Source organism: Streptomyces triticisoli (genome assembly GCF_003270085.1).
GTDB lineage: Bacteria > Actinomycetota > Actinomycetes > Streptomycetales > Streptomycetaceae > Streptomyces > Streptomyces triticisoli.
In genome coordinates, this window is record NZ_QFDQ01000143.1 from 1 (window position 1) to 11,920 (window position 11,920).

The 11,920-nt window shown below is 69.0% G+C and carries 11 protein-coding genes; 2 read left to right on the forward strand and 9 right to left on the reverse strand.

The features are described 5' to 3' along the window. Both DEP02_RS19715 and DEP02_RS19720 read right to left on the reverse strand, forming a co-directional pair. Positions 1-984 (reverse strand): phosphoribosyltransferase domain-containing protein (locus DEP02_RS19715; protein WP_232839197.1); only part of this gene is annotated, 984 nt, incomplete at its 3' end. Positions 985-1,300: 316 nt separating this feature from the next. Next, on the reverse strand, positions 1,301-2,476 hold the full coding sequence (locus DEP02_RS19720) for an HpcH/HpaI aldolase/citrate lyase family protein (protein ID WP_112469008.1): 1,176 nt from the start codon (positions 2,474-2,476) through the stop codon (positions 1,301-1,303). A 171-nt stretch (positions 2,477-2,647) separates the two neighbouring features. Here DEP02_RS19720 and DEP02_RS19725 point away from each other — a divergent pair, with 171 nt between their 5' ends. Beyond that, positions 2,648-3,460, forward strand: a complete 813-nt coding sequence (locus DEP02_RS19725) for a TerD family protein (RefSeq protein ID WP_112469009.1) — start codon at positions 2,648-2,650, stop codon at positions 3,458-3,460. A gap of 18 nt (positions 3,461-3,478) precedes the next feature. Here the strand turns inward: DEP02_RS19725 and DEP02_RS19730 are convergent, their stop codons facing one another. From DEP02_RS19730 to DEP02_RS19755, 6 genes are all read right to left on the reverse strand, one after another. Beyond that, on the reverse strand, positions 3,479-4,216 hold the full coding sequence (locus DEP02_RS19730) for a TerD family protein (protein WP_112469010.1): 738 nt from the start codon (positions 4,214-4,216) through the stop codon (positions 3,479-3,481). Between the two features lie 161 nt (positions 4,217-4,377). Then, positions 4,378-5,523 carry a DUF475 domain-containing protein gene (locus tag DEP02_RS19735; protein WP_112469011.1) on the reverse strand — a complete coding sequence of 382 codons (1,146 nt, stop codon included), beginning with the start codon at positions 5,521-5,523 and terminating at the stop codon, positions 4,378-4,380. 61 nt (positions 5,524-5,584) lie between these two features. Beyond that, positions 5,585-6,163 (reverse strand): TerD family protein, encoded by a 579-nt coding sequence (locus DEP02_RS19740; RefSeq protein ID WP_112469012.1) that lies wholly within the window; start codon positions 6,161-6,163, stop codon positions 5,585-5,587. A 109-nt stretch (positions 6,164-6,272) separates the two neighbouring features. Further along, complete coding sequence (locus DEP02_RS19745; RefSeq protein ID WP_112469013.1) at positions 6,273-6,848, reverse strand: TerD family protein; 576 nt, start codon at positions 6,846-6,848, stop codon at positions 6,273-6,275. A gap of 143 nt (positions 6,849-6,991) precedes the next feature. Continuing rightward, entirely contained in the window at positions 6,992-7,450 is a 459-nt protein-coding gene (locus tag DEP02_RS19750) for a peroxiredoxin (protein ID WP_112469014.1), read from the reverse strand. A gap of 160 nt (positions 7,451-7,610) precedes the next feature. After that, on the reverse strand, positions 7,611-8,048 hold the full coding sequence (locus DEP02_RS19755; RefSeq protein ID WP_112469015.1) for a DUF3052 domain-containing protein: 438 nt from the start codon (positions 8,046-8,048) through the stop codon (positions 7,611-7,613). A 423-nt stretch (positions 8,049-8,471) separates the two neighbouring features. Here DEP02_RS19755 and aceE point away from each other — a divergent pair, with 423 nt between their 5' ends. Next, on the forward strand, positions 8,472-11,219 hold the full coding sequence (aceE, locus tag DEP02_RS19765) for a pyruvate dehydrogenase (acetyl-transferring), homodimeric type (protein WP_112469016.1): 2,748 nt from the start codon (positions 8,472-8,474) through the stop codon (positions 11,217-11,219). 236 nt (positions 11,220-11,455) lie between these two features. Here the strand turns inward: aceE and DEP02_RS19770 are convergent, their stop codons facing one another. Beyond that, on the reverse strand, positions 11,456-11,746 hold the full coding sequence (locus DEP02_RS19770; protein ID WP_112469048.1) for a small hydrophobic protein: 291 nt from the start codon (positions 11,744-11,746) through the stop codon (positions 11,456-11,458). Positions 11,747-11,920 lie beyond the last annotated feature (174 nt).

The following is an 11,920-nucleotide window of genomic DNA, read 5'->3' on the forward strand; positions in this document are numbered from 1 at the left end:
TGCGGGCGGCTCTGCCCGGACGGGCGCATCCGCCCGGAAGGACCCGGCCGCCGCGGGCACCCGGTCCCCGGGCTCCCGCGCCCCCGGCCCGGTCTGGGCCGGTACCGCCTCGGTGCGGGCCTCGGCCGGCCGGTTCTCCGGCTGGGTCTCGTGCCGTGCCGAGCCGGTCGGTTCCGGCCCGGCGGGCCCGACCGTCGTCGACGCCCTGCCCCCGGGCGCATTCACCTCCGGCCCGGCCTGGGCCGGTACCGCCCCTGGGTGGGCCTCGGCCGGTTCGGTCTCGTAACGGGCGACCAGTTGCCGGCCCTTTTCCAGGACCCCCGCCGGCAGGCGGACCGTGCCCGAGGCGGTGGTGAGCAGGTCGACGCGGGCTCCGATGTCGTGGGCGAAGGCGGTCAGACGGGTGGCGTCGGAGGGGGCGCGCATGTCGACCAGGGCCACGACGACGTACCGCCCCCGCGGGTAGCGGGCGTGCAGGGCGCGGATGGTGTTCAGGACCGTGTTGCCGGTGGAGAACTCGTCGTCCACCAGGACCAGCGGGCCGTCGGAGGCCAGCAGGGCCGGGTCCTCGGGCAGCAGGAGGTGGGAGGTGGCGTGCGAGTGGGACTCCTCGAAGCCGCCCGCCGGGGCGACGCCGGGGACGGGGCGGCGCGTGGAGTGCAGGTACGGCGCGGTGCCCAGACCGTCGGCGACCGAGTGGCCGAGGCCGGTCGCGGTCTCCGCGTAGCCGAGGACCACGGCCGCCTCCGCCTCCTCGGACCCCAGCAGGTCCCGTACCCGGCGGCCCAGGGCGAAGCCGTGGCCGTACACCACCGACGGCGACTGCGGTACGTGCTTGCCCAGCACGTTGGACACCAGCAGATGCGCCCGCTTGGGGTTGCGGCGCAGCGCGAGCCCCAGCAGGCCCGTCAGCTCGTCGTCGCCCCGGAGTTCGACCCCGAGCCGCTCGGCGACCCAGGTGCCGGACCAGACCCCGTCGTTCACCGGGGACCTCCAAGAATGTCCCGCGCTTCAGAGCGGGGTGGGGGTACCGCCCGCTTGCGGGGAAGAATTGGACAGGTTGGTACGCTCGTCGGCGTGCTGAGCGAGAACCAAGCCGGCACGGCAACTCCTTTGCTTGCGGTGCCAAACCGGGCTGGTTCCACCCCGGCTGGTGTTGATCGTGCAAGACCTGCAGGTCCGCTGGGCCCGCAGGCTACGTGAGCCAGGAATCTCCCCGCTTCAGCCGGGAGAGGGTTCAATGCCTTGTTCATACGTTCCTTGTCACGAGCCCTCGTGATGAGCGGTGCGGTCAGTGCCGTCAGTACGGTCGGTCGGGAATGGCGGCGGCGAGCAGTTCCACGAAGCCGACGTCCTCCCGGGCGACGCCGAAGACCTCGGCGCGCAGCAGGGTCCGCTCGGCCCACGCGCGGTGCGGCTTCACCTCGTTCATCTTGTTCGTGTACGCCGACCTCAGCACGCCCCCGCCGTCACGCTCCGGCCGCAGGATGTCCGCCGCGTCGCTGAACTCCTCGTGGCTGACCACCGACAGCGCGTGCACCGGCAGGACGTGGGAGGGGTGGATGCAGGTCTTGCCGAGCAGCCCGTTGGCGTGGTCCAGGGAGATCTCCCGCAGCAGCCCGTCCATCGCGTGCTCGATCAGTGTCGCGCGCAGTTCGGCCGCCTGCACCTCCAGGAAGGGGCTCTGCCGCAACTGCGGCTTGAACATGCGCTCCTGCATCCGGAAGTACTCCCACACCGGCCCGGTCACCGTGAACCCGGTGCCGTCGGCCCGCCCCAGCATGTTCACCACGTCGGCGATCACGGAGGCGACGACCTGGACGTCGTAGGCCGTCATGTCGGGGGCTCTGCGCAGCCCGTAGGAGGAGCAGAAGTCCGTCACGCCGAGCCGCAGCGCGAGCACCCGGTCCCGGTACTTGTCGACCGCGCGGAAGATCCCCTCCAGGGTCTCCACCCGCGACTCCCGGTACAGCAGCTCGGGCGATTCCAGGACCGGCATGGCGAACAGCCGCCGCCCGCTCGCCGCCTCGGCGGCCTGCAGCGCCTCCAGGAACGAAAGTCCCCGCTCCCCGGTGAACTTCGGCAGCACGAAACCGGACAGCAGCCGCACCGCGGGCCCGAGCCGCCGCACCAGGTCCGGTATCTGCTCGGGGAAGCGGACCCGGACGAACAGCAGGGGAGGCTCGGCCGCGGGCCCCTCGGCCAGCTCGGTGAACTGCCGGACCAGGTTCTCCTCGCCGTACTCCACGTCCGCGTCGTCGATCGAGTCCTCCAGGCACAGCACCATCGAGACCACACCGCGCCCGGCCTGCTTGACGATGTCACCGGCCAGCCGCGGCCGGGTGGCCGGGCTGTAGAGCGTGGCCCCCAGGGCCGCGGAGAGCAGCCGGGCCGGTGAGTCGGCGGTGAACTCGCACGGTTCCTGGTGGAAGAGGCGCTGCCGCACCTCAGGGGCGAGATGCCCGAAATGACGCATGATGTTCCCCCCGTGGTGACACTGGCGGCCTGCGAAAACCGTCAAAAGGTGGCCGGTAATAGTACGTACGAACTCATGTCAAAGGTTCCCACCGGGGGTGAATTCCCCGTGACCCGGCCGTGTACGCGCCCCGCGTTGTCGTGACCAGGACGGAGAAGGCAGGATGACCGCATGACGCACGCGATGCTGAAGGGGTCGAACATCCCGCTGGACGCCACCACGGTACGGGCCGTGGTGCGCTGGACGCCCGGGCAGGAGACCCCGGACGTGGACGCCTCGGCACTGCTCCTCGGCCCCGACGGCCGGGTGCGCTCCGACGAGGACTTCGTCTTCTACAACCAGCCCCGGCACCCTTCCGGGACGGTGTGGCGGCTCGGCAAGAAGCGGGTCGCCGACGGCCTGACGGACAGCGTCCAGACCGACCTCGCCGGCGTCGACCCGGAGGTCACACGGATCCTGCTGGTCGCTTCGGCGGACGGCGTCACCTTCGACCGCGTACGCGCGCTGCGCATCCTGCTGTACGACGCGACGGTCACTGACGGGGAGCCGCTGGCGTACTTCGACATCAAGCCGGAGACCGGTCAGGAGACCGCGCTGATCTGCGGCGAGCTGTACCGGCGGGGGGAGGACTGGAAGTTCCGGGCGCTGGGTGAGGGCTACTCCAACGGTCTGAGAGGTCTTGCGACCGACTTCGGTATCTCGGTGGACGAGTCGGAGGAGGCGGAGCAGTCGGAGGAGGCGGAGGAGGCGGAGGGGGTGCCGCCGGGCGCGGCGGCACAGCCGCTGCCTCCTGAGCAGCCGGTGCCGGTTCCTTCGGCGACCTCTGCGGCGTACGGGTACCCGTATCCGGCGAGTCAGCCGGCGTACGGGTACCCGCAGCAGCCGCCGCAGCCGGCGGTGGCTGCCGCCGGGTACGGGTATCCGCCCGTGCCGGACCCTCAGTTCCGGCTGCCGCCGCAGGGGCCGCAGTTCATCGGGCGGTAGAACGAGCGGCTCAGGGGGCTAACGGTCGGCCTTGGACTTGTAGCCCCTGCCCCACTGCAGTCCCCAGCCGTACAGGCGGTCCAGTTCCGACTGGAAGCCGTAGACGTACCTGACCTCGCGGCGGACGGTCAGCTCGCCCTTGACGTTCTCGATGAGGACGACCGCGCAGGAGCGGGCCTGGGGATGGCGTTCGTCGAGGCCGATCTCGATGCGGGGGCCGTTGCTCGGGTACATCGTGACGATCGCCTGGGTTCGGTCGAAGGCCGGTGTCCGGTCGTAGATGTAGACGAAGACCAGCAGCCGTTTGATGGCGTCCCGGTGGTCGAGGTTGACGTAGATGGTCTCACCGGACCCCGACCCGAACCGGTCGTCGCCGCTGAGTTTGACGTACGGCGGTGCGTTCACGTCGCCGAGGAAGTTGCCGAGCGGCTGGACGACGCCCTTGGTGCCGTCGGTCAGCTCGTACATGCAGCCGAGGTCGAGGTCGACGTTGACCATGCTCTGGCTGTGCCCGAGCACCTCCGGCGGCTTGAGCGCCCTGAGGGGGTGCCGCAGCAGGCTCTGCCGGGTGGAACCGCCGAAGTCGGAGGTCCGCATCCGCCAGGTCAGGTTGATCCGCAGATGCCCGGTGGCCGCGCCCTGCTTGGTCAGCGACACCTGGCGGTGCCGTTTGGTCAGCTCGATCGCGTTGGACGCCGCGTTGCCCGAGTCGAACTCGGCCGCGCGCCCGCCCAGCAGACCGTCGAAGAGCCCCATGTCCCGTACCGCCCCCAGTTCACCGCACACCGGCCCCGCACGCACGTACGCGAGTACGCCACGGGGCGGCCCTCGGGCCCCGGCTCCATCGCCGTCGTCCGCGCAGGCCGCCCCGCACAGAAGCGTTCCTCACCCGGAGGGCCGTCACACCCCCGGGGTTGTCACACCTGCGACGAGACCCCGGCCTTCTCGCCCGAGCCCGCCACTTCCTCCGCTGCCGCGAGGTCGCGGTTGCGGCGTACGGAGGACCAGAAGGACCAGGCGATCAGGACCACGCCGACCAGACCGGTGATGATCTCGTTGACCTCGTACTGGATGGTGACCATGAGGATCACGGCCAGTGCGCCGATCGCGTAGTGCGCGCCGTGCTCCAGGTAGACGTAGTCGTCGAGGGTGCCCTGGCGGACCAGGTAGACCGTGAGCGAACGGACGTACATGGCGCCGATGCCGAGGCCGAGGGCCATCATGATGATGTCGTTGGTGATGGCGAAGGCGCCGATCACGCCGTCGAAGGAGAAGGACGCGTCCAGCACCTCGAGGTAGAGGAACATGAAGAACGCGGCCTTGCCCGCCAGGGCGACGGCCGAGCGCTTCTTGCCGGTGCGCGTGGCCGCTTCCTCCTCCTCGTGCTCGCGTTCCTCCTCGTCCTCGAGCTTGTCCTCGAAGTAGCCGGAGAGGCCGCCGACGATCAGGTACGTGATCAGACCGGCGATGCCGGCGATCAGCACCGTCTCCGCCTTGTCGACGTGGCCGCCGCCGTGCTGGTAGGCGTGGGTGGCGACGGTGAAGGAGCTGATCAGCAGGACGATCAGGGCGATGCAGACCGACAGCATGTCGACCTTGCCCAGTCTGGCCAGCGGCCGCTCGATCCAGTGCAGCCACTTGATGTCCCGTTCCTCGAAGATGAAGTCCAGGAAGATCATCAGCAGGAACATGCCACCGAAGGCGGCGATCGCCGGGTGGGCGTCGGTCACCAGTTCCTGGTAGCGGTCCTTGTTGGTGAGCGCGAGGTCGACGGCCTCGATGGGCCCCATCTTGGCGCTGAGGGCGACGATCACGACGGGGAAGACCAGCCGCATGCCGAAGACCGCGATGAGAATGCCGATCGTGAGGAAGATCTTCTGCCAGAAGGCATTCATCTTCTTCAGGACCCCGGCGTTGACGACCGCGTTGTCGAAGGACAACGAGATCTCGAGGATGGACAGGATCGCCACGATCCCGAAAGCGGTCCACCCCCCGTAGAAGAACGCTGCGACCAGGCCGAGCGCGGTCACCGCGAACGACCAGCCGAAGGTTTTCAGAAGCACTGGCTACCCAATCCGTATCTGTACGGGATTTCTACGGGTCTCCCCCGCGCCGCACGTGGCTTTACGAAACGTTGACTCCGAAGTCTAGAGCGATGCCCCGCAGCCCTGACACGTACCCCTGCCCCACGGCCCGGAACTTCCATTCGCCCTGGTAACGGTAGAGCTCGCCGAAAATCATGGCCGTTTCCGTGGAGGCGTCCTCGCTCAGGTCGTAGCGCGCGAGTTCCTGGCCGTCGGCCTGGTTGACGACGCGGATGAAGGCGTTGGAGACCTGGCCGAAGGTCTGGCCGCGCTCGTCGGCCATGTGGATCGAGACGGGGAAGACGATCTTCTCGCACTGGGGCGGCACCTTGCCGAGGTTCACGAGGATCGACTCGTCGTCGCCCTCGCCCTCACCGGTGAGGTTGTCACCGGTGTGCTCCACCGAGCCGTCCGGGCTCTTGAGCTGGTTGTAGAACACGAACCACTCGTCGCCCAGCACCCGGTTGTTGCCGGCGCACAGCAGGGCGCTGGCGTCGAGGTCGAAGTCGGCTCCGGTGGTGGAGCGCGCGTCCCAGCCGAGCCCCACCAGGACGTTGGTCAGGTTGGGTGCGGCCTTGGAGAGGGAGACGTTGCCTCCCTTGGCGAGTGTGACGCCCATGATCTGGTCCTCCCCGAGGTGGTGCCTGTGTGGTTGTCCTGCACGTCCGGCGCCGCGCTGAAACGCGCGGCGCCGGACGGTCTGGATCGCGGTCGTGTCAGATCTGTGCTCAGACGTTCACGCCGAAGTCCTGGGCGATGCCGCGCAGGCCCGAGGCGTACCCCTGGCCGATGGCGCGGAACTTCCACTCCGCGCCGTGGCGGTAGAGCTCGCCGAAGACCATGGCGGTCTCGGTGGAGGCGTCCTCGCTCAGGTCGTAGCGGGCGATCTCCGCGCCGCCGGCCTGGTTCACCACGCGGATGTAGGCGTTGCGGACCTGGCCGAAGGACTGCTGGCGGCTCTCGGCGTCGTAGATCGACACCGGGAAGACGATCTTGTCGACGTCGGCCGGGACACCGGCGAGGTTCACCTTGATCACCTCGTCGTCGCCCTCGCCCTCACCGGTGAGGTTGTCACCGGTGTGCTCCACCGAGCCGTCCGGGCTCTTGAGGTTGTTGAAGAAGACGAAGTGCTGGTCGCTGGCGACCTTGCCGGAGTTGTTCAGCAGCAATGCGCTGGCGTCGAGGTCGAAGTCGGTGCCGGTCGTGGTGCGGGCGTCCCATCCCAGGCCGACGAGGACCGCGGTCAGGCCCGGGGCCTCCTTCGTCAGCGATACGTTGCCGCCCTTGCTGAGGCTGACTCCCACGAGTCCTCCATTGGTGTCCGGGGGCCGGGAGCCCCTTCGTGCATCGGATATGGGATCAACGACTCGATCCTAGTGACGGGTTCCCGGCCCATGCAGGCCCTGAAGCCGATGAGTCACCGGTGTCGGGTCCCCGGGCCACGGGGTCACAGGGTGTCGAGCGCCTTCACGTACTCGTTCAGGTCACGCGCGTCCGGCAGGCCGTTGACCACGGTCCACCGCACGACGCCCTCCTTGTCGATGATGAAGGTGCCGCGCACGGCGCAGCCCTTGTCCTCGTCGAAGACGCCGTAGGCGCGCGAAGTGTTGCCGTGCGGCCAGAAGTCGCTCAGCAGCGGGTACTCCAGGCCCTCCTGCTCGGCGAAGACGCGCAGGGTGTGGATGGAGTCGTTGGAGACGGCGAGCAGCTGGGTGTCGTCGTTGACGAACTTCGGCAGGTTGTCGCGCAGCGCGCACAGCTCGCCGGTGCACACGCCGGTGAAGGCGAACGGGTAGAAGAGCAGCACCACGTTCTTCTCGCCGCGGAAGTCGGACAGCTTCACGGTGCGGCCGTGGTTGTCCTTGAGCTCGAAGTCGGGTGCCTTGTCGCCGACCTGGATCGCCATCGTCCTGCTTCCCTTCGGTGGGACTGTTCGGGTGAGACCACCCTACGCAGTGATCACCGCAAGCCGCCGGACGGGCTGGGCGTAACCCAGCCCGTCCGGCGGTGGGGACGAGGCCGTTCAGGCCGGAGCGGAGGTCCTGGGGCGGCAGCCCCGGGGACGGTCACCGCCTGGACTTCGCCGCCTTCGGCGTCGCCAGACGGCTGCCGCTCCAGTCCTTCCCCACACTCGCACTCTTGCTCGCCGACAGACCCGCCGTGGTCGCGGCTTCAGAGATGTCGCTCGGCTCCACGTACCCCGCACGGCCGGTCTTCGGCGTGAGGAGCAGGATCGCGCCGCCCTCTTCGATGTACGTGGTGGCGTCCACCAGCGCATCCGTCAGGTCGCCGTCCTCGTCGCGGAACCACAGCACCACGGCGTCGGCCACGTCGTCGTAGTCCTCGTCCACGAGCTCGCTGCCGATCGCCTCCTCGATGGCCTCGCGGAGCTCCTGGTCGACGTCGTCGTCGTAGCCGATCTCCTGGACCACCTGCCCGGGCTGGAATCCCAGCCTGGCGGCCGGGTTAGTCCGCTCCTCCGCGTGGTCCGCGGTCGCGCTCACGGGTTGCCTCCTGATGGTGTTGCGTTATAGGTCTTCTGGCCACGCGCGTACGCGGGGCATTGGCCGTAGTCCACACGGGCGGGCCGGATCGCGCAAGTACCCGGCGGTTCAGACCGCCGAAACGGTGACGATCCTGGCGGTGTCGCCGCAACTCCTGACACGGTATCGCGGTCGGCCCCGACACACACCACACCCTTCCGTCCGGTTTGCGTGTTGGGGAACCGCCTACGGACAGCCTACGTGCAGGAGACGCGGGGGGATGCCCTTGTTACCCCGGGGTAGAGATGACGTTTGGCTCCCACGAGGTACACGATGGGGAACGGTGCAGACACAGGCAGACAAACCGACTGGAACCCAGGGAAACTCCAGAACGAGCCCAGAAACGCCCCAGATATGTCAGCCCTCTGACAGGTAAGGAACAGCGTGGCTTCCGGATCCGATCGAAACCCGATCATCATTGGCGGCCTTCCGAGTCAGGTCCCTGACTTCGATCCCGAGGAGACCCAGGAGTGGCTCGACTCGCTCGACGCCGCCGTCCAGGAGCGGGGCCGGGAGCGGGCCCGCTACCTCATGCTCCGGCTGATCGAGCGCGCCCGCGAGAAGCGCGTGGCCGTGCCCGAGATGCGCAGCTCGGACTACGTCAACACCATCCCCACCAAGAGCGAGCCGTTCTTCCCCGGCAATGAGGAGATCGAGCGCAAGATCCTCAACGCCACCCGCTGGAACGCCGCGGTGATGGTCTCCCGCGCCCAGCGCCCGGGCATCGGCGTCGGCGGCCACATCGCCACCTTCGCCTCCTCCGCCTCCCTCTACGACGTCGGCTTCAACCACTTCTTCCGCGGCAAGGACGACGGCCGCGGCGGCGACCAGGTCTTCTTCCAGGGGCACGCCTCCCCGGGCATCTACGCGCGCGCTTACCTGCTGGACCGGCTCACCGAACAGCACCTGGACGGCTTCCGCCAGGAGAAGTCCAAGGCGCCCTACGGGCTGTCCAGCTACCCGCACCCGCGTCTGATGCCGGACTTCTGGGAGTTCCCGACCGTCTCCATGGGCCTCGGCCCGATCAGCGCGATCTACCAGGCCCGGATGAACCGCTACATGCACGCGCGCGGGATCGCGGACACCTCCGACTCGCACGTGTGGGCGTTCCTCGGCGACGGCGAGATGGACGAGCCGGAGTCGATCGGCCAGCTGTCCATCGCCGCCCGCGAGGGCCTGGACAACCTGACCTTCGTGGTCAACTGCAACCTGCAGCGCCTGGACGGTCCGGTGCGCGGCAACGGCAAGATCATCCAGGAGCTGGAGTCGGTCTTCCGCGGCGCCGGCTGGAACGTGATCAAGCTGATCTGGGACCGCACCTGGGACCCGCTGCTGGCGCAGGACCGCGACGGTGTGCTGGTCAACAAGATGAACATCACGCCGGACGGCCAGTTCCAGACCTACGCCACCGAGTCCGGCGCGTACATCCGCGACCACTTCTTCGGCGACGACCACCGGCTGCGCAAGATGGTCGAGAACATGACCGACCACCAGATCCTGATGCTGGGCCGCGGCGGTCACGACCACCGCAAGATCTACGCGGCGTACAAGGCGGCCCTGGAGCACAAGGGCCAGCCGACGGTCATCCTGGCCAAGACGATCAAGGGCTGGACGCTCGGCCCGAACTTCGAGGGCCGCAACGCCACCCACCAGATGAAGAAGCTGACGGTCGAGGACCTCAAGCACTTCCGCGACCGCCTGCACCTGCCGATCTCCGACAAGGAGCTGGAGTCCGGCCCGCCGCCGTACTACCACCCGGGCCGCGACAGCGACGAGATGCAGTACATGCACGACCGCCGCAAGGGCTGCGGCGGCTACGTGCCGACCCGGATCGTGCGCGCCGAGCCGCTGCGGCTGCCGGACGACAAGACCTATGCGTCCGTGAAGAAGGGCTCGGGCCAGCAGGCCATCGCCACCACCATGGCCTTCGTCCGGCTGCTGAAGGACCTCATGCGGGACAAGGAGATCGGCAGGCGGTTCGTGCTGATCGCGCCCGACGAGTACCGCACCTTCGGCATGGACTCCTTCTTCCCGAGCGCGAAGATCTACAACCCGCTGGGCCAGCAGTACGAGGCGGTCGACCGCGAGCTGCTGCTCGCCTACAAGGAGTCGCCGACCGGGCAGATGCTGCACGACGGCATCTCCGAGGCGGGCTGCACGGCCTCGCTGATCGCGGCGGGCTCCGCGTACGCCACGCACGGCGAGCCGCTGATCCCGGTGTACGTCTTCTACTCGATGTTCGGTTTCCAGCGCACCGGCGACCAGTTCTGGCAGATGGCCGACCAGCTGGCGCGCGGTTTCGTGCTGGGCGCGACCGCCGGCCGTACGACCTTGACCGGTGAGGGTCTGCAGCACGCCGACGGCCACTCGCACCTGCTCGCCTCGACCAACCCGGCGTGCGTGGCGTACGACCCGGCGTACGCGTACGAGATCGCGCACATCGTGCAGGACGGCCTGCGCCGGATGTACGGCGGCGACGAGCAGCACCCGCACGGCGAGGACGTCTTCTACTACCTCACCGTCTACAACGAGCCGATCCAGCAGCCGGCCGAGCCGGCGAACGTGGACGTCGAGGGCATCCTCAAGGGCATCCACCGGATCGGCGAGGGCACCGCGGGCGAGATCCCGGCGCAGATCATGGCGTCGGGCGTGGCGGTCCCGTGGGCGCTCCAGGCGCAGAAGATCCTCGCCCAGGAGTGGAACGTCAGGGCCGACGTCTGGTCGGCGACCTCCTGGAACGAGCTGCGCCGTGAGGCCGTGGCGTGCGAGGAGCACAACCTGCTGCACCCGGAGGAGGAGCAGCGGGTGCCGTGGGTGACGCGGAAGCTGAGCGGGGCGGAGGGGCCGTTCGTGGCCGTCTCCGACTGGATGCGGTCGGTGCCGGACCAGATCTCCCGGTGGGTGCCGGGGACGTACCAGTCGCTGGGCGCCGACGGCTTCGGCTTCGCCGACACCCGGGGCGCGGCCCGGCGGTTCTTCCACATCGACGCGCAGTCGATCGTGGTGGCCGTACTGACGGAACTGGCGCGCGAGGGCAGGGTCGACCGCTCGGTACTGAAGCAGGCCATCGACCGCTACCAGCTCCTCGACGTGACGGCAGCCGACCCGGGCACGGCGGGCGGGGACGCGTAGGGATGCCCGGAGGGCGGCGGGGTCCACGACTCCGCCGCCCTCCGCAGTGGGTGCATGGCGCACCGAGTCGCCCTGGAGGGTGGGCTTGCCCGTGCTTGCGGGGCGCCTCCCCCCAAGCTCTCGGCTTCTCCCCCACTCTCGGCTTCGCTCGAGCGGGGGGGACCCCCATGAGCGGGGCCCCCAGCGCCCTGGAGCCCCCAGGCGTTCAGCACTGGGGGAGGCACGACTGCCCGCAGCTACATGCTTGCCGCCCCGGCCAGCGCGACGATGCCCAGAAGGGTGTCGATGGCGCCCAGGACCAGGGCGACCAGGGCCGGGAGGGATCGGCTGCCCGCCCAGCTGCGCCCCATCGCCAGCCATCCGCAGACGACCGCCACCGGCCCGAGGACGATGCTCAGCACGAAGAATCCGGCGACCGCACAGATGGTCCCGATGATCCCGAGCGTCGCACGGTCCGGCCCGGTCCGTAACCACGTCCGGCCACGTGACCGGGGGTACCCGCGCGTTCCGCGTCCGAAGCCCGCCATCATCAACTCCCTGAACCCATCATCGAGTTGAAGTCACCTTGGGGTTCACGGTTGCGGGTACCCCGGTTCCGTCCGCCGAAGCCGCCCGCGCGCTGCCCCCCTCCAGCAGCGCGCCGCAGCCGTTCGTCCTCCATTCCCTGCGGAGGACTTGACCCACTGTCACCCGCGGCGTGC

Bases quoted from the DNA above. Each gene is read 5' to 3' on its own strand.
- DEP02_RS19720 (WP_112469008.1), bottom strand. From the start codon at position 2,476: ATGCGTCATTTCGGGCATCTCGCCCCTGAGGTGCGGCAGCGCCTCTTC.
- DEP02_RS19725 (WP_112469009.1), top strand. From the start codon at position 2,648: ATGACGCACGCGATGCTGAAGGGGTCGAACATCCCGCTGGACGCCACC.
- DEP02_RS19730 (WP_112469010.1), bottom strand. From the start codon at position 4,216: ATGGGGCTCTTCGACGGTCTGCTGGGCGGGCGCGCGGCCGAGTTCGAC.
- DEP02_RS19740 (WP_112469012.1), bottom strand. From the start codon at position 6,163: ATGGGCGTCACACTCGCCAAGGGAGGCAACGTCTCCCTCTCCAAGGCC.
- DEP02_RS19750 (WP_112469014.1), bottom strand. From the start codon at position 7,450: ATGGCGATCCAGGTCGGCGACAAGGCACCCGACTTCGAGCTCAAGGAC.
- DEP02_RS19770 (WP_112469048.1), bottom strand. From the start codon at position 11,746: ATGGCGGGCTTCGGACGCGGAACGCGCGGGTACCCCCGGTCACGTGGC.